Raw genomic sequence first — 23,523 nt, forward strand, 5'->3', positions numbered from 1 at the left:
CCACCGAGAACGCAGACAGGGGACATGAGGACGATGCATTCCGAGGTTCAGGCGCTCATCGCCCGCAGCAACCGGCTCGGCGCCGACCCGACCACCACCAACTACGCCGGTGGCAACACCTCGGCCAAGGGGGAGGCCACCGACCCGGTGACCGGCGGCCCCGTCGAGCTGCTCTGGGTCAAGGGCTCCGGCGGCGACCTCGGCACCCTCACCGAGGCCGGCCTGGCCGTGCTCCGGCTCGACCGGCTGCGCGCCCTCGTCGACGTCTACCCCGGCGTCGAGCGGGAAGACGAGATGGTGGCCGCCTTCGACTACTGCCTGCACGGGCGGGGCGGGGCGGCACCCTCGATCGACACCGCCATGCACGGCCTGGTCGACGCCGCCCACGTCGACCACCTGCACCCCGACGCCGGCATCGCGATCGCCACCGCCGCCGACGGGCCCGAACTGACCAAGGAGATCTTCGGCGACCGGGTGCTGTGGGTGCCGTGGCGGCGCCCCGGCTTCCAGCTCGGGCTCGACATCGCCGCCGCCGCGTTGGCCAACCCGCAGGCCATCGGCGTCATCCTCGGCGGGCACGGCATCACCGCCTGGGGCTCAACCAGCGAGGAGTGCGAACGCCACTCGCGGGAGATCATCCGCACCGCCCAGGCGTACCTCGACGAGCACGGCCGTCCCGAGCCGTTCGGCCCGGTGATCCCCGGCTATGAGCCGCTGCCGCCGGAGGAACGGCGCGCCCGCGCGGCGGCGCTGGCGCCGATCATCCGGGGCCTGGCCTCCACCGACCGCCCCCAGGTGGGGCACTTCACCGACAGCGACGTGGTGCTCGACTTCGTCACCCGCGAGCGGCACCCCGCCCTCGCCGCGCTCGGCACCTCCTGCCCGGACCACTTCCTGCGCACCAAGGTCCGCCCGCTGGTGCTCGACCTGCCACCGACCGCCCCGCTGGCCGACACGGTCGCCCGGCTCCGGGAACTGCACGCCGCCTACCGCGACGACTACCGCGCCTACTACGAGCGGCACGCCACCGGCGACAGCCCGCCGATGCGCGGCGCCGACCCGGCCATCGTCCTGGTGCCGGGCGTGGGCATGTTCAGCTTCGGGGCCAACAAGCAGACCGCCCGGGTCGCCGGGGAGTTCTACGTCAACGCCATCAACGTCATGCGCGGCGCCGAAGCCGTGTCCCGGTACGCCCCGATCGACGAGGCCGAGAAGTTCCGCATCGAGTACTGGGCCCTCGAAGAGGCCAAGCTGGCCCGGATGCCCAAGCCGAAGCCCCTCGCCACCCGGATCGCCCTGGTCACCGGCGCCGGCTCCGGCATCGGCCGGGCCATCGCCCACCGGCTGGCCGCCGAGGGCGCCTGCGTGGTCGTCACCGACCGGGACACCGCCGCCGCCGAGACGGTCGCCGGTGAGCTGGGCGGCCCGGACGTCGCGGTGGCCGTACCGGTGGACGTCACCGACGCCGACGCGGTGGCCGACGCGGTCCGCGCGGCGGTCCTGGCCTTCGGAGGCCTGGACCTGGTGGTCAACAACGCCGGACTGTCGCTGTCGAAGTCGCTGCTGGAGACCACCGAGGCGGACTGGGACGTGCAGCACGACGTGATGGCCAAGGGCTCCTTCCTGGTCTCGCGGGAGGCCGCCCGGGTCCTCATCGACCAGCAGATGGGCGGCGACATCGTCTACATCGCCAGCAAGAACTCCCTGTTCGCCGGACCGAACAACGTCGCCTACGGCGCGGCCAAGGCCGACCAGGCGCACCAGGTCCGCCTGCTCGCCGCCGAACTGGGCGGCCACGGCATCCGGGTCAACGGCGTCAACCCCGACGGGGTGGTTCGCGGCTCCGGCATCTTCGCCGCCGGCTGGGGCGCCCAGCGCGCCGCCGTCTACGGCGTGCCGGAGGAGAAGCTGGGCGAGTTCTACGCCCAGCGCACCCTGCTCAAGCGGGAGGTGCTGCCCGAGCACGTCGCCAACGCCGTCTTCGTGCTCACCGGCGGCGACCTGTCACACACGACGGGTCTGCACATCCCGGTGGACGCCGGCGTCGCCGCGGCCTTCCTCCGCTGATCCGGCCCGGTGCGGGAATGAGGACGACGATGCTCGTGGAGAATCCGGTGCTCGACGAGGAGGACCTGCGGCTGCTGCGGTTGCTGGCCACGGGCGTGCCGCTGGAGACGGTGGCGCGGCGGTCCGGGCTGTCCGAGCGGACCGTGCGCCGCCGGATCCGGGCCATCTGCGACCGGCTCGGCGTCACCGCCCCGATCCAGGCGGTGGTGTGGGCGGCCCGGCGAGGGATGCTGTGACCGACCTCCACCTCGCCGCCGTCGACCTGGGTGCGTCCAGCGGCCGGGTCATGCTCGGCCGCGTCGCACCAGGCCGACTGGACCTGACCGAGGTGCACCGGTTCCCCAACGAACCGGTGCGCCTCGGCGACACCCTGCACTGGGACGTCCTCGCGCTGCACCGGGGCGTCCTCGACGGCCTGCGCGCCGCCGGCCCGGTGACCAGCATCGGCATCGACTCCTGGGCCGTCGACTACGGGCTGCTCGACGACACCGGGGCGCTGCTCGGCAACCCGGTGCACTACCGTGACGCCCGCACCGACGGCGTCGCCGAGCGGGTCATCAAGCAGCTCGGTGCGGAGCGGCTCTACCGCACCACCGGGCTGCAGCAGTTGCCGTTCAACACCCTCTACCAGCTCGTCGCGGCGGCCGGCACGCCGCAGCTGACCGCGGCGCGGTGGCTGCTGCTGATCCCCGACCTCATCGCGTACTGGCTCACCGGCGAGGTCACCGCCGAGGTCACCAACGCCTCCACCACCCAGCTGTACGACCTGCGCCGCCGGGCCTGGGCCACCGACCTGATGGCCGACGCGGGCATCCACGCCGACCTGTTTCCGCCGCTGCGTGAGCCAGGCACCAGGATCGGCCCGGTGCGGCCCAGCCTGAGCCTGCCCGGCACCCCCGAGGTGGTGGCGGTCGGCTCCCACGACACCGCATCGGCAGTGGTGGGCGTGCCGGCGGCGGGGGAGCGCTTCGCCTACGTCTCCTGCGGCACCTGGTCGCTGGTCGGCGTCGAGCTCGACGCCCCGGTGCTCACCGAGGCGAGCCGGCAGGCCAACTTCACCAACGAATCCGGCGTCGACGGGACGATCCGCTACCTGCGCAACGTCATGGGCCTGTGGCTGCTGCAGGAATCGCTGCGCACCTGGGGCGCCAGCGACCTGCCCGACCTGCTGCGCCGGGCGGCCCGGGAGCCGGCCTTCCGCTCGGTCGTGGACCCCGACGACCCGCGGTTCCTGCCGCCCGGCGACATGCCCACCCGCATCGCCGATGCCTGCCGCCGCGCCGGCGAACCGGTACCCGCCACCCCCGCCGCGACCGTCCGCTGCATCGTCGACAGCCTGGCCCTGGCCCACCGCCGCGCCGTACGCCAGGCGCAGCAGCTGTCCGGCCGGCACGTCGACGCCGTGCATGTCGTCGGCGGCGGCGCCCGCAACGAACTGCTCTGCCAGCTGACCGCGGACGCCTGCGGACTCCCGGTGTTCGCCGGGCCGGTCGAGGCCACCGCGCTCGGTAACATCCTGGTGCAGGCCCGTGCCGCCGGCGCCGTCACCGGCGATCTGGCGGCCCTGCGGTCCGTGCTGCGCGACACTCAGCGCATCGTGCGGTACGAACCGCGCGGCGACGAGGCGGCGTGGCGGGCCGCCGAGAATCGGATGGGCGGTTGAGGATGCGGATCGCGCTGTTCGTCACCTGCCTCGCCGACACGCTCTTTCCCGAGGCGGCGAAGGCGACGGTGCGGCTGTTGGAGCGCCTCGGCCACGAGGTGGTCTTCCCGGCGGACCAGACCTGTTGCGGGCAGATGCACGTCAACACCGGTTACCCGGACGACGCGCTGCGGCTGGTCCGCCGGCACGTCCGGGTCTTCGCCCCGTACGACGTGGTGGTCGCCCCCTCCGGTTCCTGCGTCGGCTCGGTTCGGCATCAGCACGCGATGGTGGCCCGCCGGGCGGGGGACGAGCGGCTGGCCAGCCGGGCGGAAGAGGTCGCCCGCCGCACCTACGAGCTGTCGGAGCTGCTGGTGGACGTGCTCGGGGTGACCGACGTGGGGGCGTACTTCCCGCACCGGGTGACCTACCACCCGACGTGCCATTCGCTGCGGATGCTCCGGGTGGCGGACAAGCCGCTGCGCCTGCTGCGGGAGGTCCGTGGCCTGGAGCTGGTGGAGCTGCCGCAGGCGGAGCAGTGCTGTGGGTTCGGTGGCACGTTCGCGGTGAAGAACGCGGACACCTCCACGGCGATGCTGGCGGACAAGATGCGCAACGTCCTCGCCACCCGTGCGGAAATGTGCACGGCGGGGGACTCGTCGTGTCTGATGCACATCGGCGGCGGGCTGTCCCGGCTCAGGGCCGGCGTGCGGACCGTGCACCTGGCGGAGATCCTGGCCAGCACCGAGGGGGCCGAGACCGCGGGGGAGCGGGACCGGTTGGAGGTGGGGTCGTGACGCGGACGTTCCTGGGCATGCCGGCCACCGCCCCGCGCGGGGTGGGCAATCTGCGCGGCGAGGAGTCCTTCCCGGCGGCGGCCCGCCGGGCGCTGGGGGACGCGCAGTTGCGCCGTAACCTGCGGCATGCCACCACCACGATCCGCGCCAAGTCGGCAGCGGTGATCGGCGAGCTGCCCGACTGGGCGCAGCTGCGCGCCGCCGGCTCCGCGATCAAGACCGACGTCATGGCCCGCCTGCCGGAACTGCTCGAGCAGCTCGAAGCCGCGGTTACCGCGGCCGGCGGCACCGTGCACTGGGCCGCCGACGCGCTGGAAGCCAACCGCATCGTGACCGACCTGGTCCGGGCCACCGGCGCGCAGCGGGTCATGAAGGTCAAGTCGATGGCCACCCAGGAGATCGGCCTGAACGAAGCCCTCGAGGCCGCCGGGATCGAACCGGTGGAGACCGATCTGGCGGAGCTGATCGTGCAGCTCGGCCGGGACCGGCCCAGCCACATCCTGGTTCCGGCCATCCACCGCAACCGGGCGGAGATCCGGGAGATCTTCCTGCGCGAGATGCCCGGCGTCGACCCCGCCCTCACCGACGAGCCGGCCGTCCTGGCCGCCGCGGCGCGCCGGCACCTGCGCGAGACCTTCCTCAGCACCCGAGTGGCCGTCTCCGGGGCGAACTTCGCCGTCGCGGAGACCGGCACCCTGGCCGTGGTCGAGTCGGAGGGCAACGGCCGGATGTGCCTCACCCTGCCGGAGACCCTGATCACCGTGATGGGCGTCGAGAAGGTCATCCCCACCTGGGCGGACCTCGAGGTGTTCCTGCAGTTGCTGCCCCGCGCGTCGACCGGGGAGCGGATGAACCCGTACACGTCGATGTGGACCGGGGTCACCCCCGGCGACGGGCCGCAGCAGGTGCACCTGGTGCTGCTGGACAACGGCCGCAGCGCGGTGCTCGCCGACGCCGTCGGCCGGCAGGCGCTGCACTGTATCCGCTGCTCCGCCTGCCTCAATGTGTGCCCCGTGTACGAGCGCACCGGCGGGCACGCGTACGGCTCGGTCTATCCGGGGCCGATCGGGGCGGTGCTGTCCCCGCAGCTCACCGGGGTGCCGGACAACGCCTCCCTGCCGTACGCGTCGTCGCTCTGCGGCGCCTGCTACGACGCCTGCCCCGTGATGATCAACATTCCGGAGCTGCTGGTGCACCTGCGCGGCCAAGCCCCCCACCCGGCCGGCGAGAAGGCCGCGATGGGCGCCGCCGCGTACACCATGGACCATCCCCGGCTGTACGCGGCCGCGCAGCGCGCCGCGGGCCTGGCCCGGCTCGCCGGCCCTGCCCTGCCCCCGCCGCTGAACGGCTGGACCGCCAGCCGTGACCTGCCGGCCGCGCCACCCCAGACCTTCCGCCAGTGGTGGGCCGAGCGGTGACCGCACGTGACCTCATCCTGGGCCGGCTCCGGGGCGCCCTCGGTGAGCCGCCGGCGGACCCGGCCGCGGTGCCCCGGGACTACCGGCCGGCCGGTGCCGTCGCCGTCGACCTCGACCTGCTGGTGCACCGGCTCACCGACTACCGGGCCACCGTGCACCGGTGCGCGGACGCCGACGTCGCGCAGGTCGTCGACGAGGTGCTCGGCGGCCGGCGCGTCGTGGTCCCGCCCGGGCTGCCCCGGCACTGGCTGCCCGCCACCGTCGCCGCGGTGACCGACGAGAACCTCACCGCGGCGCAGATCGCCGCCGTGGACGGGGTGGTCACCGCCGCGGCCGTGGCCGTCGCCGAAACCGGCACCATCGTGCTCGACGCCGCCCCGGACCAGGGCCGGCGGGTCATCAGCCTGCTGCCCGACGTGCACGTGTGTGTGCTGCGGGCCGACCAGGTCGTCGCCACGGTGCCGGACGCCGTCGCCCGGGTCGACCCGCGTCGCCCGCTGACCTGGATCAGCGGACCCTCGGCCACCAGCGACATCGAACTCAACCGGGTGGAGGGCGTCCACGGCCCTCGACATCTGCACGTGGTCGTCGTCTCGGCGGATGCGGCGCCTAACGGGTGACGGGCCGCCGCGTCACCGGTCCCGGGTACCCGCTCTGGACTGCCCGGCGTCGCGGTCGATCCGCAGCTCCCGCTCCAGGTCGGTCACCAGCGCCCGCAGGTCGTCGAGCCGCTGGCTGATCATGATCCGGTCGATCTCGTCCGGTACGCCGTCGCGGTCCTCGTCCACCGCCATCCGTTCGGTCATCTCCAGCCGGCGAGCCTCCTCCATCGAGTTGACGATCACCGCGATGAGGATGTTCACCAGCAGGTTGACGGTGATGAGCACGAAGCTGACGTAGTAGACGAGGGTCCACGGCGACAGTGCCATGCCCTGCTCGATCAGGTCGGGCAGCGTCTCCAGGGACAGCAGCACGAACAGGGTCAGCGCGGCCCGCCCGATCGTGCCGTAGTCGTCGGGATACGCCTCTTTGAAGATGAGCCACCCGGCCATGCCGTACACGTACAGGGTCACCAGGGCGAGGGCGAGGAACCCACCGACCCCGGGAAGGCTGCGCAGCAGCGCCGTCACGATGGTGCGCAGCCCGGGCGAGAAGCGCACCAGCCGCACCACCCGGGCGATTCGGATCACCCGCAGCCCAGCCGACTCGCCGTGCAGGCCGGGGATGAACGCCGCCGCGGTCACCACGAAGTCGAAGACGTTCCACCCGCGCCGGAAGAAGTCCTGGGGCCGCCGACCGTGCGCCAGCAGCCGGATGGCGATCTCGACGATGAACACCGTGCGGAAGAACCACTCCAATGCCCGCAGCAGTGTCCCGAGCGACCCCGGGTGCGGGTAGGTCTCGACGCCGAGCACCACCGCGTTCGCCCCGATGACGACGACGATCGCCACCTCGAACCAGCGTGAACCCTCGACGCGGGCACACCACAGCGCTACCCGCGACCGGCGCGACGCGGACGGCGGCGGGACAGCCCGCTGCCCGGGTACGGGCAGCCCGCTCACCACAGCGCCCTCGCCGCGCCCGCTCCGGCCGCTGCCACGACGGACCGCCAGGCGGCCGCACCGCCCTTCCTTTCGAACGGCACGTCGGGCGACCGGCGACGTGCCGCGGTGTCGACGAGGCGCGGCGTAAAGATCACCGGCACAGCCTACGAGGACCGACGCCGCGCCTCGACCCGGCTACGGGTCCGCCCAGGCCGACGCCGACGCCGATCGCCCGCGGTCACCGCAGTTTCGGGTCGAGGGCTTCGCGGACCGTCTCGCCGAGCATCACGAAGCTGAGCACGGCGGTGACGAGGAACGCGGCGGGGAAGAGGAGCAGGTACGGCGAGACCCGGATGTAGTTCTGCGCCTCACTGATCATGATGCCCCAGGACACGACCGGGGTCTTCAGGCCGATGCCCAGGAAGGACAGGGTGGCCTCGGCGCCGATGAAGGAGCCGATCATGATCGTCCCGTACACCAGCAGCGGTGCGACGCAGTTCGGCAGCAGGTGCTTGAGGACGATTCGGCCGGTGCCGGCACCCAGGGCCCGGGCGGCCAGGATGTAGTCGGCCTCCTTGGTGGCCAGCACGGAGGAGCGCATCAACCGCATCACCACCGGCCACAACAGGACCACGAGCGAGACGATTACCAGGCCCATGATCTGCGACTCGCTGTTGTCCGTGCCCGAGCCGTTGAACGTGGTCAGGATGACGATGGCGCCGAGCATGAACGGCAGGCCGAAGAAGACGTCCGCGATCCGGGAGAGCAGACTGTCGACCCAGCCGCCGCGGTAACCGGCGACCGTGCCCATCGCGCCGCCGATGAGCAGCGTGCCGATGGTGGAGAGCAGTGCCACCAGGATGGAGGCCCGGGCACCGTAGATGGTGCGGGCGTAGACGTCGCGCCTCTGTACGTCGTAGCCGAACCAGGCGGACGCCGAGGGTTCGGCGCGGCTGTGTGCCAGGTCGCCGTTGATCGGGTCGCCGGAGGTGAACAGCCAGGGGAAGGCCGCCATCAGCACGAAGACCAGGATCAACGTGGCGGAGATCCAGAACAGCGGCTTGCGGCGCAGATCCCGCCACGCGTCACCCAGCAGGCCACGCGGCTGCTGCTGTCGCGCGGACTCCGGCGGGCCGGCGGCGGCCGGTGCCCCGGTCTCGCCCGGCTGCTCGGGACGCGGGGTGCTGACCAGCGAGGCACTCGGATCACTCATCGCGAATCCTCCGGTCCAGGCCGGTGGCGTGCCGCTACACCAGCAGGTCGTCGAGAACAGCCGAGCGTCAGGAATCGACCACGATGACCACACGGTAACGGCGTAGGGCACGCTGCGCATCGGACAAACGTTTGACAACCATCACTGGGCGTCCTGTCAACTGCGAATGCGTATCGAATTGCCGGGTGGACTGTGCCTCGCCGCGCGACCTGTGCGGTCCGCCAGTCCCTGTATCGCCAACCTGTGCGTCCTCGGCTCGTCCGCAAAGGACGCCCTGCGTGCCCAATCCGTCGCCATCAACGTCACCGGAGCGATCCTGGTCAACTGCTTCCTCCTTGTTGCTCATAACTGAGCGGTTCGGATGTTTCGCTCTCCGCTCGGCCGTGGTGGTCGGGCTGGAGTCCTGGACCGGCAGTCTGGTCCGGTGGCGATCGGTCCGGTCCTGCAGGATCTGCTTCACCCGCTGGTGTGGGGTGTGCAGGGCGATGTCGGGGTCGCCGGCTCGGTGCAGGATGTTGATCGCGGCGTTCACGTCGGCTTGCCACACCACCCCGCATCGGGTGCAGTGAAACCTGTTCCCGTCGCGGCGGCCGAAGTCGCCGCAGCGGTGGCAGGTTTGTGAGGTGTAGGCGGCGTTGACGGGAACGTGCGCAGAACCTCTGCGCTCCGACACGCTTTTCAGGGCCTCAGCGGTGACTCCTTTGGTCCATGCCGCGAGACGCCGGTTGATGTTCTTGGGAAGCTTCTTTCGCTCGGCGAAGCGTTTGGTGAGGTCCTCGGCGACCACGGTGGCGGCCTTGTCGACGACCTCGTGCACGGCGGTGAAGATCTCCGTACGCACCCGGGCGCGGTGGCGGGCGGCCTGCCGGTCCCGCTTGATGGTGCCGAGGTTGTTCGCCTTGATCCGCTGCGCCTTGGCGTGGTCACCGCGCAGGGCGGCGGTGTTGGCGATCGAGCGCAGCTTCGCCCGGCGCCGGTTGCGTTCCTTCGACCGATCCGACTCACGGGCTAGCAGTTCGCCGAGCTGTTCACCGTGGGGCTGGCCGTCGGAGTCGGTCAGCGCTTCGGTGTAGCCCTTGTCCACACCCAACGTCTGGTCACCGCAGGGCCGCTGCGACGACCGCATTCCCGCCGCGTCGATCTGGTAATGCACCTCGACCCGGCCGCCGCGCAGAATCAGCCGTAGCGTGCCCGTCGGGGCGACAGTGGTCGACAGTGGGATTCGGACCATCCGCCGAGGTTCGAGGCCGGGAACGGCCAACCATAACCGGCCACGCCCATCGGTGAGGGTGTTGTAGTTGTCGGCGCGCACGACGATCTGATCGTGGGCGCGGTTGTGGCCACGCTTCCAGTGCTGGCGCATCTGCCGCGCCAGGAAAGGATCACTGGCCCACCGGCCGGCCTTCAGCGCGGTGAACATGCGCTTGCGCTCGGCCGGGTCTTTGGTGCGCCGACCGATGGCCCGCCGGACCTCGACCTTGGCCGCCTCGAGGTTCGCGGCGATGTCGGCCATCGTGTCGCGGACGGTTTCCTTCCACGCATTCGCCAACACAGCAAACGATGCGTGGGTGCCGTCGGCCAGCCACCGGTCGCGCACCTGCCGGTCCCGCAGCCCGGATCCGACACCGTTGATTGACCCGTATCGCTGCCACACCTCACTACGAACCCGACCCAACCGACGGGCCTGCTCCACCAGGGCGGCGTACTTGCCCGGGTTCATCCGGGCCGACTAGGCAATGCGAGTGACCTTCACTGATCATCCCCCACGGTCCCGTCCGCCCCTTCGAGTTCCTTCTCATAGCGGCGCAGCCTGTCCAGCCGCCAGGAGAAGGAGTGCACGATTGCAAGCAGGTCCTCCACTACTTCCTGCTGTGCGGATAGTGATTCCTGGTTGGCGACGATTTCGCAGCCGCCACGTGCCCCAGAAGTCGAAACCGAACCGGACCAGCCTGCCCTGGTGCGGACCACCAGCCTGCCAACCTCCCCCCGTCCACGCCCCAGCCCACGGGCTAAACAGAACTGCTGCATCACCCTCACTTGCGAGGCCAAGTCAGGCTTCTGAACCGGCGACGAGACACGGTAATACACCACGACTTTCCGTCGGCCGCCGTCGAAACCCGGCTGCAGCACCTCACGCATATCGGATCCATCTAGGTACCGCTGACCCGCTGGCTAGCGGCGGGCCACACTCGACCCTCTGCCTCCCACCGACGCACCATGCTCACCGAGCTGCCCACCGCTCGGCCACACACCGATCCGATACACGCTACCCACGACAATCAATTGTCGATAGCTCTACAGGGGAAAGCAACCACCAGTCGCTGCTCCACCAGCAGCGAGGCGGCACTGGCCGGCGGCGAGTCGGGCACCGCATTCATCACCGCCACCACCATCGGTGGGCCGGCCCGCCCGCCGGCTTCGCCGTCCACAACACAAGCGCGTTCAGCCCGGCACCGGCCAACCAGTCCGCCGGGACCGTCCCTACACGCAGCGCGATGGCTGAGCGGCCTCGCTCAGCGGCGGCTCCGCCGCTGACCGTACAGCTGCAGCGCGTTGCAGACGTCGACGACGCCGGGAACCTCCCACGCCAGCTCGCCCGCCGCCCGGCGGGTCTCCACGTTGGCCACCATCCCGGCGAGGATCACCACCCGGTTCTGCACCGTGATGGTGATCTGCTGGCGCCGGGTGATCCAGTCGATGCTCAGCCGCTGCGCCACCAGAGCCGCGAGGCGGAGATCCTCGCTCTCCGGCGCCGACTCCTCGTTCGTCGGCTGGGACGGGTTGTCGTCGGGGAACGGCGGAAATGCCCAGGGCATCACCATGGCGACTCCTTGACTGTCGAGGGTGCAACTGCCTCGCGGCCCACCGGTGCCGTGCCGGCCGACGCGGGGTCGGCCAGGTCGCGCAGGGCGGCCGCGCGGCTCTCGTAGAGCGGAAAGACGTCGTCCAGCCGCATGGTGTGCAGCACCGTGAGGACGAACCGGGTGGGCGCCACCAGACACAGCACCGCGGCCCGCTGCCTGGCCTCCTGGTGCGCCCGGACCAGCAGACCGAGCCCGGCCGGGTCGACCACCTCCACCTCGCTGAGGTCCACGAGGACGTGGTCACCGAGGTGGATCGCCTCCGCCAGCGCTCGGCGCACCGCCTCGGCCGGATCGGCGGCCCGCGCGGCGGGTGCGGCAGCGACCTCGTCGAGGTAGTCGATGCCCAGGCCGGCCGTCGACCTGCCGGCACCGTTCGCGCCGCCCAGCTCGGCAGCGAGAGCGCAGCGGGGGCAGTGGTGCGGGCCGGAGGCGAAGGGCGAGCCGACCCAGCCGTTGTCGAACACCAGCGTCCAGACGACCTCCGCGTCGGGCAGGACACTCGCCGCCGCGGTGACGGTGTCACCGCAGCCGTCGCAGATCAGAGTCATCAGGTGATCGGCCGGTACGACCGTCATAACCCATCCTCTCGTTCTCTCCGCTCGCCGGCGGCGCTGGAGGGCGGCGGCGCCGGGGCGGACGTGCGGAACAGCGGTGCGTATCCGTCACGCCGCGACTGCCGCTCGGCGGCGACCACGGCGAGGACCACCGCGACACCTGCGAAGCCCGACTGCGCGACCAGCCGCAGGACCGTGAGTTCGGCCAGGTCGGCGCCGAGGAGGCGGATGACGACCGAGCCGAGCAGCGCGGCGGCCACGCCGAGCGCGACCGTCAGCCAGACCGGCGCCACTCTGCGCCCCGGCACGAGCAGCCGACCGGCCAGGCCGACGGCGAGCCCGATGGTGAGTGCGCTGATGAGCGCGCTGCCACTCACTGCTGCCTCCTCGCCGGGCGCACGCCGGCCTCAGGAACGTACGGTGACCGTCGCTCGTCCTTGAGCGACCGGAACCCCCGCCGGGCGCTGCGTGGTCGGGTCCTGGTCGACCACATCCGAGCGGGACCGCCCGGGCGGATCCAGGATCGGCAGGACTTGGTCCAGCCGGGTCGTTTCCAGGATTCGACGGATGCGCGGGTTGGGGCTGCGCAGTTTGACCGCGCCCTGTCGACGGAGCATGCGCCGGTGCACGTCGAGCAACAGTCCGATGCCCGCGGCGTCGATGTGCCGGCACCCCGACAGGTCGATCACCACCGCGGCGGGTCGCAGAGACAGGATTCGATCGAGGACGTGACTGACCTCGGAGAGGCGCGCCAGGTCCAGTTCCTCGGTGATCTCCACCTCGACCAGCGGCACGGCGCATTCCGGTGGAGGCGGTTGCGGCCCGGTCATGTCTCCTGCTTTCGTGCGCGTTGTCCGGCTGGTTCACCAGCCTGTGCGGCGACCTTGGAGGGGAGCCCGCAATTTCATGACAGTTGTGTGACAAAACCCGGGAACGGCTGACACGGTTGGGCCACGGCCACCGGTCCGTGGATGATGCCCGTATGACGGCCGTACTGGTGATCGAGGACGACGACCGGATCCGGCTCGCGCTGCTGCTCGCCCTGGAGGAGGAGGGTTACACCGCGCACGGCGCGGCGACCGCGGAGGAGGGACTGCGGCGGCAGCGGGAGAACCCGGCCGACAACGTGCTCGTGGACCTGATGCTGCCGGGGCTCGACGGCTTCGAGTGCATCCGGCAGATGCGCCGCGACGACGACGTGCCCATCGTGGTCGTGAGCGCCCGGGACGACACCCACGACATCGTCGCCGCGCTGGAGGCGGGCGCCGACGACTACCTGGTGAAGCCGGTGGCGATCAAGGAACTGTCGGCCCGGCTGCGGGCTTTGCGGCGGCGGGGACGGGCGCTCGTGGCGCCGGTCCCCGCGCAGGTCTTCGGTGACCTGGAGATCAGCCCGGACGCCGGCGAGGTACGCCGGTCAGGCCAGCGGGTGGCGGTGACCCGCACCGAGTTTCGGTTGCTCTGCGAACTGGCCGAGCACGCCGGTCGGGTGTTGTCCCGGCAGCAGTTGCTGCAGCGGGTCTGGGGATACGACACGGGCGACGAGCGGCTGGTCGACGTGCACGTGGGTCGGCTGCGGCAGAAGATCGAGGCCGACCCGGCGAACCCGCGGCACCTGGTCACGCTGCGTGGCCTTGGCTACAAACTTCAGCGATGACCCGGCTCGGACTCCGCGCCCGGGTCACCGCCGCCTTCGCGGTCGGCGCGTCGCTGCTCGCGGCGTCGATGGCGTTGTTCTCCTACGACCTGACCCGCCGGTCGCTGCTGGACGAGCGGGAACGGGCGGCGGTGCGGGCGGCCTACTTCGACGCGGCCGTGGTGCGGACCGGGCTGGACACCGACGCCCCCGACGTGGTGGAGGTGCTGCGCTCCCTGGACACCGGCAGCATCCGCCGCCCGCTGCTGCACTTCAACGGTCGCTGGTACGGCCGCTCGGCGGACATCGGCGCGAGTTCGGTCCCCGGCGAGTTGCAGCAGCTGGTCCGCTCCGGGGAGGCGGGCGTGCAGCGGGTACGCCTCGACGGCCAGCCCACCCTGCTCGTCGGAGTTCCCTTGTCGGCGTCCACCGGCTATTACGAGCTCACGTCGCTGCGCGAGGTGGAGCAGACCTTCCAGGTGATGGCGCTGACCCTCACCGCGGTCGGCATCATGGTCGCCGGCGCCGGCGCCGCCCTCGGCTGGTACGCCACCCGCCACAGCGTGCGCCCGTTGACCGCCGTCGCGGACGTCGCCGAGCGGATCGCCGCCGGTGACTTCACGACCCGCCTCGACCCCACCACCGACCCGGACCTGACCCGGCTCTCCACCTCGTTCAACGACATGGTCGACCAGCTGGTCCGGCGGATCGAGCGGGACCGCCGGTTCGCCGCCGACGTCAGCCACGAACTGCGGTCGCCGCTGCAGACCCTGGCCGCCGCCGCGGACGTGCTCACCCGCCGCCGCGACCACCACGACGAGCGCACCGCCACCGCGGCCGGCCTGGTCGCCGACGAGGTCGCGCGCTTCCAGCGTCTGGTCGACGACCTGATGCAGCTGGCCCGCACCGAACGGCCCGCGCAGCGCGAGACCGTCGACCTGGCGGCCCTGGCCGGGGAGGCGTGCCGCAGCCGCTCCCTGCCCGGCGACCTGGTCCGCATCCCGCCCGGCACACCGAGCCGCTGGCTGGTCGATCGGCGCCGGGTTGAGCAGATCCTGCTGAACCTGCTGGACAACGCCGTCCGCTACGGGGGCGGCCCGGTCGCCGTGCACCTGCGGGTGCAGGACGGCACCGGGGTCATCGAGGTCGACGACGAAGGCCCCGGCGTGCCGGTGCAGGATCGCGAGATCATCTTCGACCGCTTCGTCCGCGGCCGCGCGGCCCACGCCCGGGCGGACACCAACGGCACGGGTCTCGGCCTGGCACTTGTCGCCCAGCACACCGCCGCGCACGGCGGCCGGGCGAGCGTGACGGACCGGCCGGGCGGCGGCGCCCGGTTCCGGGTGGAGCTGCCCGGGAGCCTGCCGTGAGCCGGGCGTCGCGAGCCCTGCTGCTCGTCGTGGTCCTGCTCGCCGGGTGCGGGGTGCCCATCGACGAGTCCCCCCGCCCGGTGCAGGCGCCGCGCGGACGGCTGCCGGCACCGGTGACCGGCACCCCGACCGGATCGGTGGGCCGGGTGGACGAGACGCTCTGCTTCGTCCGCGACGACCGGCTGTACCCGATGGTGCGCCGGATCGACGCGCTTCCCCCGGTCGACGTCCACCTGCAGCACCTGCTCGCCGGGCCGTCGAGCACGGAACGGGACAGCGGAGTGACCAGCGCGCTGCCAGGCACGGTCGTGGTGGCCGGGGCCCGGGTGAACGGCCGACTCGTCGAGGTCGACATCCAGGAGGCCGTCGACGAGACGGGTCGGAGCGACGAGATCCTCGCCTTCGGTCAGATCGTCTGCACGCTCACCAGGCGGCAGGACGTGGACGGGGTGTCCTTCCAGCGGGCCGGGCGGCCGTTGGACGTGCCCCGCGCGGACGGTTCCCTGTCCCGACAGCCGCTCACCGCCGCCGACTACCTGCCGCTCACCCGGCAGCGGTGACCCGCGCCGGGACGACCTGACCGGCGGAGCTGGCGGCCGGTCGGCCGACCCCCTGCCGGGCGGACGGTGGCGGCGGACCGGCGGCACGGGGACGGCGCTGGTATCCGACGAACCGCCGCTGTGCTGAGGATCACGGTGCCGGTGTCGCCCCGGTATCCGGCGGGACAGGGGCGCGCGCTCGGTCGCCCCGCCCGCCTTCCGCCCCGCGCCGTCGGCCGCGAACGGAGACCTGAGGCGCCGCGCCGGCCGTGGCCCGCGACCGCGCGCACCCCGGCCGGGCCTGCCTCCGGCGCCGGGCCGAGGCTGCCGGGGGCGGTGCAAACAGCGCTCTGACCAGCGCGGTTTGCCACCGATGCGCGGCGGGCCCGGACGACACGGCAAGGCCCGGCGTCGATGTCTCACAGCCAGCGCGGAGCACGATACGGCGGACGGCTGCGGGTCCGCCGCGGTACGGCGCCGGCCCGCGGTGGGGCGTCCAGACCCGCGGGCGCGGCGACGCGCAGGGCGTGGGCTCGCCGGTGGCCGGCGCTGACGGGGCCAACCAGTGTGGGTGGTCACGGAGAATCCGAGCGCGAATTGTCGCCCGCAGTCGCTACTGTGCCAGCGGACGTCGCCCCTCCTCGTGACTTCCCGTGCTCGCCAGCGCGGTGCCGCCACCGCCCCCGATCAACACGAACCCAGGAGACTGTTAGTGACCCAGCAACCCGCCGCGACATCGGACAAGCTCGACGCCGCGGTTCTCACGGTGGCGGGAGTCGTCGTTCTCGGTGCGATCATGTCGATCCTCGACGTCACCGTCGTCAGCGTCGCGATTCCGACGTTCCAGAGCGAGTTCGACGCCACCTACGCCCGAGTCGCGTGGACCATGACCGCCTACACGCTCGCGCTGGCCACGGTGATCCCGCTCAGCGGCTGGGCCGCCGACCGGTTCGGCACCAAGCGCCTCTACATGATCGCGCTGGCGCTGTTCACGATCGGGTCCGGGCTGTGCGCCACCGCCGACTCGATCAACCAGCTGATCGCCTACCGCGTCCTTCAGGGGCTCGGCGGCGGCATGCTCATGCCGCTGGGCATGACGATCATGACGAAGGCCGCCGGTCCGCACCGGATCGGCCGGCTGATGGCCGTCCTCGGCATCCCGATGCTGCTCGGCCCGATCGGCGGTCCGATCCTCGGCGGCTGGCTGATCGACACCGCGAGCTGGCACTGGATCTTCCTGATCAACCTGCCGATCGGCGTCATCGCGCTGATCTACGCGCAGCTGGCCCTGCCGAAGGACAACCCCGAGCCGTCCGAGTCGTTCGACTTCATCGGCATGCTGATGCTCTCCCCGGGCCTCGCCCTGTTCCTCTACGGCATCTCCTCGCTGCCCGAGGCCGGCACGATCGCCGAGACCAAGGTGTGGGCGCCGATGCTCGTCGGCGCCGCGCTCGTGGTGGGCTTCATCGTCTACTCGTTCAAGCCCCGGCACCCGCTGGTCGACCTGCGGTTGTTCGCCAACCGCAACCTGACCATCGCGTCGGTGACCCTGTTCGTGTTCATCATCGCGTTCATGGGTGCCGGCCTCCTGTTCCCGAGCTACTTCCTGCAGATCCGCGGCGAATCGACGCTGACCGCCGGGCTGCTGATGGCGCCGCAGGGCATCGGCGCGATGCTCACCATGCCGATCGCCGGGATGCTGGCCGACCGGGTGCCCGTCGGCCGCACCGTGCCGTTCGCGCTGGTGCTCATCGCCGCCGGGTTCTTCACCTTCACCCAGATCGACCCGCACACCTCATACTGGCTGCTCTGCGGTTCGCTGTTCGTGATGGGTCTGGGCATGGGCGGCACGATGATGCCGATCATGACCTCGGCGTTGAAGACCCTGCACGCGCAGGAGGTGGCCCGCGGCTCCACGCTGGTCAACATCCTCCAGCAGATCGGCGGGTCCGTGGGCGCCGCGGTGATGTCGGTGATCCTCACCAGCGAGCTGAACGGCTCCCAGCCGATCCCCGGTGCGGTGGACCCCACCAGCGGCAAGCCGGTCACCGAGTCCGGGCTGGCCATCGCGGCGCAGCTGCAGCCGGAGCTCCTCCGGCAGTTCCCGGTGCCCGCGCAGCTCATCGAGCGCGGGCTGGACTTCGCCGCCAGTTCCTTCGCCACCACGTTCTGGGTCGGGTTCGCGCTGGTGCTGACCACGTTCATCCCGGCCGCGTTCCTGCCCCGCCGGCGCAAGCCGGCGCAGCCGCTCGACGGGCAGCAGACGGAGCAGACGCCGGCGCCGGTCGTCATCCACTGATCCGCCGTCGGGCCGCCCGGCACTCCGGGTGGCCCGACGGCTGGGCATGAGCCACGCTGCGGCCGGGGCTGCCAGGGATTCCTGGCAGCCCCGGCCGTCTTCACTGTGCGGCTGCCGGCGAGCACGGCTTGGCCCCGGTGGCTCGACGCGATGGCGGCGTGCCCGGTGGCGTGGGGCCCAGCACGGACCGGCGGCGCATGGTCGCATCGGCCCGCTGATCGTGGCCGGGACGGATTCGCCCGCCCGATCCCGCCGTCGCGCTCAGCCGCCCACCGACCTGCCGAGCCGGGCGGCCGCGAACTGCACCACCGGCACGAGGAAGATCAGGAGCAACCCGGCGATCGGCGAGACGACCGCGGCCAACGTCGCCACCGCGAAGACCACGGACAGCGCCACGGGCGGTAGCAGTGCCGGAGCCGTCTCCGGCCCCGGGGACGTACGCAGCTGGGGGCGGCGACCGATCCACCAGGTCTGCGCGAGCGCGAGGAGGCTGATGGCCAACATGTTGGCGACATAGAAGGCCGCGGAGTCGGCGCGCAGGCGGGTCTCCACGAACAGCCGCGCGGTGGGAAACGGCAGGAAGACCACCAGCATGATCCAGATCGTGTTCAACACAACGAGGACCTCGTCGTAGTCGACGAGCCGTTCGTACAGTTGCCGGTGCGTTCGCCAGAACAACGCGATGACCAGGAACGACACGGCGAAGGAGAGAACGTCGCCGAGATGTTGGTGGACCAGGTCGGCCACCGACTGCCGGGCGCTGCTCTGGTCGGCGAAGTCGACGAGGGGGAGCGCCAGCAGGGTCAGGGCGATCGCCACGGCCGCGTCGGTGAACGCGATGACCCGTTGCAGCGTACTCCGGCGTTGATCGCCGTCCACGGACTGCCGTCGACCGGCTTCGGCTGGCTCCTGGTGCATGCCCTGATTCTGGCGAATCCGACCGATTCCTCGGGCCGGCCTCGGCGAACCCGGCGACGTGCTCCGGGCCCGCGTCGGCAGCCGTGGTCGACGACCACCGTCGCGACTCGGGAAACGGGCCCGCCGATTTCCGGTCCGGCCGGGCGGTGGACGGGGGAGCGGCTCAGACCTGGCCGGCGGCCTGGGCCCGGGCGGCCCGGCGGATGTCGAGCAGGTGGTGTTCGCCCTCGTGGATCGTGTGCTGGCCGAGCCAGAGCAGCGTCCGGGCCTGCGGCTGCGGCCAGGGGTAGCCGCCCGTGCGGGCCAGCTCCGACGGACCGAGCACGCCGAACCGGGCGGCCAGGTCGTCGGCCGCCGCGGCCAACTCGTCGAGCACCACCGCCGGGTCCTGCTCGTTGTACGCGTCGGCGACGGCGCGCTCGTCCCGCCCCATCGGCGTGAACTCCGGCGCCTCGACGGTGAGGGCCAGCGCCAGTCGCTCACCCTGGATGCGGAGCACGTCCCGCACGTGGCAGGTGTACTCCAGCGGCGACCACACCCCCGGGGCGGGTCGCCGGCGCAGGTCCGGCACCTCGCTCAGCGCGGCCGCGTACCGCGCTCGCAACTCGCGCAGCAGTCCCGGCAGCTCCTGGGCGGACACGCTCGCGTAGACGAATGTGCACTCGTCGCACCGATCCACCGGCCCAGCGTACCGGCGTCTCCCGCCACGCCGCGGGGCGCGAGCGGTGCGGGAACGGCCGGCCAGCGCGCGCCATCGGCAAACGGCGGACGGCGCCGCCTCCCCCCATGCGCGGCGGCGCGTGCGTAAGGTGAGGTGACCGCCTGCGCCGGAAGCCTGTCGATCGGCCCTTTCCGAGCCTGCCGGGCGGACGGACATCCGCACCGCACCCAGTAGCCAGGACGGAAGGATCACCGTGACCGCCACCGAATGGACCACCGAGGCCAAGGGCGCTGGCCAGTACGCGGAAGTGAACGGCATCAACCTCTACTACGAGACGCACGGGTCCGGGCGACCGCTGATCCTGCTGCACGGCGGCCTGGGGTCGGGCGAGATGTTCGGAGCGGCCCTACCCGTGCTGGCCGCGCGCCATCAGGTCATCACCGTCGACCTGCAGGGGCACGGCCGGACCGCCGACATCGACCGACCCCTCGACATCTGGTTCATGGCCGACGACATCGCGGCGCTCATCGACCACCTCGGGCTGGAGAAGCCGGACCTGGTCGGCTACTCGCTCGGCGGTGGGGTGGCGCTGCGCGCCGGAGCCCGATACCCGGGCAAGGTGGGCCGGCTCGTCGCCGCCTCGGCGCACATCCGGTCCGACGCGATCTACCCCGAGATGCGGGCACAGCAGGGACAGGTGAGCGCCGCCGCCGCCGAGTTCATGAAGGACACGCCGATGTACCAGCTCTACCAGCGGGTGGCGCCGCGCCCCGAGGACTTCCCCCGGCTGCTGGACAAGATCGGCGAGGCCATGGCGCAGGATCTCGACCTCACCGAGGACATCCGCGGCCTCCAGGTGCCGACGATGATCGTCGCCGCCGATGCCGATATGGCGCCGCCGAGCCACTACGTCGAGGTCTTCAAGCTGCTCGACGGCGGTCTGCGCGACGGCGGGTGGATGGGGGAGGGCCGGCCGAAGGGCGGGCACGCCCTCGCGATCCTGCCCGGCCTGACCCACTACAACATCTTCAGCTCGCCGCTGTTCGCCGAGGTCGCCCTCGCCTTCCTCGACGATCAGCGAGGCTGACGGAGGAGAGGCACGACCGCACGGCCGCGAGGTCGGGGCGCTACCGCGTTGTCGAGGTGAGCGACCGCCCTCACGACCGGGTGGTGTTGGCCCGCTCGCCCGCCGGGGGCGCGGCGGTGGGCGGGCCAACAGCATGGGGCGCCGTCCGGCCGCACGTCGCGGACCAGCAGGTCAGCGTTCTGCCACCGCCGCGCGGTACCGCTTGATCCACTGTCGGTTCAGGTCGTCGGCCTGCCGGTGATGCTGGGCAGTGATGGGGCGTCCGGCCTCAGGACGGTCGAGGCCGAGAAAGCCGAGGATGCCGCGTGTGGTGGCGACCATGTCCCGGTCCAGGTCCTCGTAGCGCACGACGTGCGGTCGGATTCCCCACGAGGCGAACCACGCTTCCCAGGCCGCGTTGTGCTGCCGGATCACGGTGAGGTAGTGCGTGATCCCGTCCGCGTCGAAGTGGGGTGGGGCGCCGGTGCCGGTGTTGCCGCTGATCTCTCCGTTCCCGCCCTTGAACCAGGTGCCGGTCTGTTCGGCGCATAGCCAGGACACCGCCTGTGCCAGGACGTCCTTGCGTCGTAGGAAGACGAAACGGGTGCGGCCGAATGCCCGGCCGAGCAGCGTGACCGGGCTGCCGTGAAGGCCGGGATACGTCGCCGCAAGCTTGTCGACCAGTTCGTCCAGCGTCCCCCACATGAGTTTCGCGCCGAACACGCCGTTGTCCGTCCGGCCCGCGGCGAGCGCGGCCTGCACGTAGGCCACGTAGTCGAAGCGGCCCTCCGCGGTGCGGGGAATCCCCCACCGGTCGGCCCACAGCGGCTCGTCGGGCGAGCGGAAGTAGGCCTGAGGGTTACCGGCGAGGCCCGTGGACGCGAGCAACCCCAGCAGAAGAGAGCTGCCGGTGCGAGGGGTCGCGCAGACGAAGTACGAGTCGACCCCGTCGGCGCGGCCCGTGAGCATGACCGTAGGCAACCGCACTGCCCGCCAACCGGCAACTGAATTGCGTACCAGCGGCGTCAGGTGCGGTCAGGTGCGAGTTTCTTCTCGAACCAGTGGTGGGCGTAGTGCTCCGTGTTGTAGGGCTCGATCTCGTGGTAGCCGGCGGCGCGGTAGAGCGCGATCGCCTCGGTGAGGTTGCGATTGGTGTCCAGCCGGACGGCGCTCCAGCCGCGGTCGGCGGCATAGCGTTCCAGTTCGCCCAGTATCCGGCGGCCGAGCCCGAGCCCACGCACCGCGTCGGACACCCAGACGCGCTTGATCTCGGCGGGTGCGCCGCGGTGGAGTTTCACCGCGCCGCAGCCGACGGGCTCGTCGTTGAGCGTGGCGAGCAGGAACACGCCGGCGGGTGGGACGAGCGCGTCGTCGTGGACGGGATTGCTCCGGGCCGGGTCGAAGCCGTCGTCGAACCGTCGCGCGACTTCCCGGGCATAGGCCCGCACGCACGCCCTGGCTCGCGGGTCGCTCGGCGGGCACGGTGCGATCACCACCATCGACGCGACGAGCAGCCGCTCGACCTCGGCCATCGCTGCGACGAGTCGCTGGCGGCGGTGCGGGGTGAGCGGCTCGAGGATGGTCCAGGCGAACTCGTCGGAGCGTTTGTCGAGCTCCGTCCACTCGGCCCGGCCGGTCTCGGTGAGCGCGGCGACCCGTACCCTCCCGTCGCCGCCGATCTGGTCGGCCGGCCCCACGGTGACGAGCCCGTCGCCCTCGAGGGTGCGCAGGAGTCGGCTCAGGTGACCCGAGTCCAGGCCGAGCCGCGCGCGCAGCGCGGCGACCTCGGCGCCGCCGGGGCCGATCTCCCACAGCAGGCGCGCCTGCGCGAGGGGACGTCCGCGGGCCATGTACCCGTCGTCGAGCGCCCCCACCCGCTGGGTCACCGTCCGGTTGAACCGCCGTACGGCGGCGATGAGCTCGGCATCCATATACCTGACCTTAGTCAGGTATCTCCGGCGTCGCCAGCGTGGACCATCAGACCTCGGGGAACTCATCGACCATCGGGACCAGCGACTCCGCCCGCTGGGGACGGTCGTATGCGTCATGCCGGGCAGGATCGCCAGCCGGCACGCCGGCAACTCACCGAGGCCAGCACCAGCCGGCCGACCCACGACGCGTAGTCGGCGCCGAGCCGCGACGCCACCATTGCGCCCATGCGCCAGCGGCCGGTTCGTATCGGGTGCCGCGTTCTGACGGAGGAGCGGCCCGAGCGCGAGCGCGAACCTTCCTACTTGTCGTGCGCTCGGCGCACCATCTCGTTGATCCAGATGGGCGCGAACGGGGACGTGCAGCCCGGGGACGTCGGATAGTCCTTGAGCACCTCCAGACGCTCACCGATGTCGACTGCACGGGCGCGGTACTCGGCATGCTCGATCCCGATATGACCCAGGCACTCGTTCATGGCCCACTGCAGGCGATCCGGGGCGTCTTTCATCTCCGCCTCGATGACGTCGAGCAGTCCTGCGAGGTCGAGGCCCTCGGGCGTCTTCGTCACGCGTTCGGTGGTCAGCGCCCAGCCGGCACTCGCGATTACGGGATCCGGATCGGCGGACCAGGCCAGGCGCAGCTCTTCGGAGTGCGGGTTCTTCTTCACCACGTAGTTCACGAGCCAGTCGTGCACCTTGGGGGTGCGCGCCTCGCGCAACATGACGTCCAACTCGTCACGCCCGAACGCCTTCGGGCGGCAGATCAGGACCGCCAGCAGTCTCGCCGCGGTGTCATCCGTCTCCCAGAGCCGGCACGCGAGTTCCTGCTGCGTCTTCAGCCGCTTCGCGAGCGCGCGCAGCTTGCTGAGGTTCACACCGTGATCGTCACCGTGCTTCTCGTTCACCTCGCGTGTCTTCGGGTCCTCGAGCTCGACCAACTCGGCCATCACCTTGGCCACCATCGTCTCGGTCAGCGTCGTCTCGGCCACCTCAGCCTCCCGTCCATC

At 71.6% G+C, this 23,523-nt stretch carries 24 protein-coding genes and 1 pseudogene; 11 read left to right on the top strand and 14 right to left on the bottom strand.

Annotated elements, in window-relative coordinates; all coding sequences use genetic code 11:
• Positions 1 to 33 precede the first annotated feature (33 nt).
• The 6 genes from ABZ783_RS11510 to ABZ783_RS11535 are packed head-to-tail and all read left to right on the top strand — an operon-like array spanning position 34 to position 6,544.
• The gene (locus tag ABZ783_RS11510) at positions 34 to 2,067 is read left to right on the top strand and encodes a bifunctional aldolase/short-chain dehydrogenase (protein ID WP_357436349.1); all 2,034 of its coding nucleotides are present in this window, start codon (positions 34 to 36) and stop codon (positions 2,065 to 2,067) included.
• Positions 2,068 to 2,096: 29 nt separating this feature from the next.
• On the top strand, positions 2,097 to 2,303 hold the full coding sequence (locus ABZ783_RS11515; RefSeq protein WP_073838431.1) for a LuxR C-terminal-related transcriptional regulator: 207 nt from the start codon (positions 2,097 to 2,099) through the stop codon (positions 2,301 to 2,303).
• Positions 2,300 to 3,730, top strand: coding sequence for a rhamnulokinase family protein (locus tag ABZ783_RS11520; RefSeq protein ID WP_357436352.1), 1,431 nt, complete (start codon positions 2,300 to 2,302; stop codon positions 3,728 to 3,730). The genes ABZ783_RS11515 and ABZ783_RS11520 overlap by 4 nt, the downstream gene beginning before the upstream one ends.
• A 2-nt stretch (positions 3,731 to 3,732) precedes the next feature.
• Positions 3,733 to 4,506, top strand: coding sequence for a (Fe-S)-binding protein (locus tag ABZ783_RS11525; protein WP_357436497.1), 774 nt, complete (start codon positions 3,733 to 3,735; stop codon positions 4,504 to 4,506).
• Between the two features lie 17 nt (positions 4,507 to 4,523).
• Complete coding sequence (locus tag ABZ783_RS11530) at positions 4,524 to 5,924, top strand: lactate utilization protein B (RefSeq protein ID WP_357436498.1); 1,401 nt, start codon at positions 4,524 to 4,526, stop codon at positions 5,922 to 5,924.
• Complete coding sequence (locus ABZ783_RS11535; RefSeq protein ID WP_357436354.1) at positions 5,921 to 6,544, top strand: LUD domain-containing protein; 624 nt, start codon at positions 5,921 to 5,923, stop codon at positions 6,542 to 6,544. Before ABZ783_RS11530 ends, ABZ783_RS11535 begins: the two co-directional genes overlap by 4 nt.
• 12 nt (positions 6,545 to 6,556) lie before the next feature.
• On the opposite strand, the gene ABZ783_RS11540 is transcribed toward ABZ783_RS11535, so the two are convergent.
• The 9 genes and pseudogenes from ABZ783_RS11540 to ABZ783_RS11580 all read right to left on the bottom strand — a co-directional run bounded on the left by ABZ783_RS11540 (position 6,557) and on the right by ABZ783_RS11580 (position 12,929).
• Positions 6,557 to 7,489: an ion transporter gene (locus tag ABZ783_RS11540; protein ID WP_357436356.1), complete on the bottom strand. Its 933-nt coding sequence runs from the start codon at positions 7,487 to 7,489 to the stop codon at positions 6,557 to 6,559.
• A 217-nt stretch (positions 7,490 to 7,706) separates the two neighbouring features.
• Positions 7,707 to 8,681 (bottom strand): ABC transporter permease, encoded by a 975-nt coding sequence (locus ABZ783_RS11545; RefSeq protein WP_357436358.1) that lies wholly within the window; start codon positions 8,679 to 8,681, stop codon positions 7,707 to 7,709.
• A gap of 67 nt (positions 8,682 to 8,748) precedes the next feature.
• The gene (locus tag ABZ783_RS11550) at positions 8,749 to 10,401 is read right to left on the bottom strand and encodes a transposase (protein ID WP_357436360.1); all 1,653 of its coding nucleotides are present in this window, start codon (positions 10,399 to 10,401) and stop codon (positions 8,749 to 8,751) included.
• Positions 10,402 to 10,430: 29 nt separating this feature from the next.
• Positions 10,431 to 10,900 (bottom strand): annotated as a pseudogene (locus ABZ783_RS11555) (hypothetical protein).
• 60 nt (positions 10,901 to 10,960) lie between these two features.
• Positions 10,961 to 11,110 (bottom strand): hypothetical protein, encoded by a 150-nt coding sequence (locus tag ABZ783_RS11560; RefSeq protein WP_357436362.1) that lies wholly within the window; start codon positions 11,108 to 11,110, stop codon positions 10,961 to 10,963.
• Between the two features lie 84 nt (positions 11,111 to 11,194).
• Positions 11,195 to 11,503 (bottom strand): BON domain-containing protein, encoded by a 309-nt coding sequence (locus ABZ783_RS11565; protein WP_357436364.1) that lies wholly within the window; start codon positions 11,501 to 11,503, stop codon positions 11,195 to 11,197.
• On the bottom strand, positions 11,497 to 12,120 hold the full coding sequence (locus ABZ783_RS11570; protein WP_357436365.1) for an STAS domain-containing protein: 624 nt from the start codon (positions 12,118 to 12,120) through the stop codon (positions 11,497 to 11,499). Before ABZ783_RS11570 ends, ABZ783_RS11565 begins: the two co-directional genes overlap by 7 nt.
• A complete protein-coding gene (locus ABZ783_RS11575; protein ID WP_357436367.1) occupies positions 12,117 to 12,476 on the bottom strand; it encodes a hypothetical protein in 360 nt (119 codons plus the stop codon). The genes ABZ783_RS11570 and ABZ783_RS11575 overlap by 4 nt, the downstream gene beginning before the upstream one ends.
• Positions 12,477 to 12,506: 30 nt before the next feature.
• Entirely contained in the window at positions 12,507 to 12,929 is a 423-nt protein-coding gene (locus tag ABZ783_RS11580; protein ID WP_357436369.1) for an STAS domain-containing protein, read from the bottom strand.
• Positions 12,930 to 13,081: 152 nt separating this feature from the next.
• Between ABZ783_RS11580 and ABZ783_RS11585 the strand changes: the two genes are divergently transcribed.
• The 4 genes from ABZ783_RS11585 (at position 13,082) to ABZ783_RS11600 (ending at position 17,943) form a co-directional block, all read left to right on the top strand.
• Entirely contained in the window at positions 13,082 to 13,756 is a 675-nt protein-coding gene (locus tag ABZ783_RS11585) for a response regulator transcription factor (RefSeq protein ID WP_357436371.1), read from the top strand.
• Positions 13,753 to 15,105, top strand: a complete 1,353-nt coding sequence (locus tag ABZ783_RS11590) for a HAMP domain-containing sensor histidine kinase (RefSeq protein ID WP_357436372.1) — start codon at positions 13,753 to 13,755, stop codon at positions 15,103 to 15,105. Before ABZ783_RS11585 ends, ABZ783_RS11590 begins: the two co-directional genes overlap by 4 nt.
• A complete protein-coding gene (locus tag ABZ783_RS11595) occupies positions 15,102 to 15,665 on the top strand; it encodes a GerMN domain-containing protein (RefSeq protein ID WP_357436373.1) in 564 nt (187 codons plus the stop codon). The genes ABZ783_RS11590 and ABZ783_RS11595 overlap by 4 nt, the downstream gene beginning before the upstream one ends.
• A 691-nt stretch (positions 15,666 to 16,356) precedes the next feature.
• Complete coding sequence (locus ABZ783_RS11600; protein WP_357436374.1) at positions 16,357 to 17,943, top strand: DHA2 family efflux MFS transporter permease subunit; 1,587 nt, start codon at positions 16,357 to 16,359, stop codon at positions 17,941 to 17,943.
• A gap of 261 nt (positions 17,944 to 18,204) precedes the next feature.
• Here ABZ783_RS11600 and ABZ783_RS11605 read toward each other — a convergent pair whose 3' ends face one another.
• Complete coding sequence (locus ABZ783_RS11605) at positions 18,205 to 18,861, bottom strand: TMEM175 family protein (protein ID WP_357436375.1); 657 nt, start codon at positions 18,859 to 18,861, stop codon at positions 18,205 to 18,207.
• A 163-nt stretch (positions 18,862 to 19,024) separates the two neighbouring features.
• On the bottom strand, positions 19,025 to 19,540 hold the full coding sequence (locus ABZ783_RS11610; RefSeq protein ID WP_357436377.1) for a DinB family protein: 516 nt from the start codon (positions 19,538 to 19,540) through the stop codon (positions 19,025 to 19,027).
• A 235-nt stretch (positions 19,541 to 19,775) separates the two neighbouring features.
• Here ABZ783_RS11610 and ABZ783_RS11615 point away from each other — a divergent pair, with 235 nt between their 5' ends.
• Positions 19,776 to 20,609, top strand: coding sequence for an alpha/beta hydrolase (locus ABZ783_RS11615; RefSeq protein WP_357436379.1), 834 nt, complete (start codon positions 19,776 to 19,778; stop codon positions 20,607 to 20,609).
• A gap of 171 nt (positions 20,610 to 20,780) precedes the next feature.
• On the opposite strand, the gene ABZ783_RS11620 is transcribed toward ABZ783_RS11615, so the two are convergent.
• From ABZ783_RS11620 to ABZ783_RS11630, 3 genes are all read right to left on the bottom strand, one after another.
• Entirely contained in the window at positions 20,781 to 21,557 is a 777-nt protein-coding gene (locus ABZ783_RS11620; protein WP_357436380.1) for a Stf0 family sulfotransferase, read from the bottom strand.
• A gap of 56 nt (positions 21,558 to 21,613) precedes the next feature.
• Positions 21,614 to 22,519: a helix-turn-helix domain-containing GNAT family N-acetyltransferase gene (locus tag ABZ783_RS11625; RefSeq protein ID WP_357436381.1), complete on the bottom strand. Its 906-nt coding sequence runs from the start codon at positions 22,517 to 22,519 to the stop codon at positions 21,614 to 21,616.
• Positions 22,520 to 22,818: 299 nt separating this feature from the next.
• Complete coding sequence (locus tag ABZ783_RS11630; protein ID WP_357436382.1) at positions 22,819 to 23,505, bottom strand: DNA alkylation repair protein; 687 nt, start codon at positions 23,503 to 23,505, stop codon at positions 22,819 to 22,821.
• Positions 23,506 to 23,523: the final 18 nt, after the last annotated feature.

The sequence above is a fragment of the Micromonospora sp. NPDC047738 genome (genome assembly GCF_040642675.1).
GTDB lineage: Bacteria > Actinomycetota > Actinomycetes > Mycobacteriales > Micromonosporaceae > Micromonospora.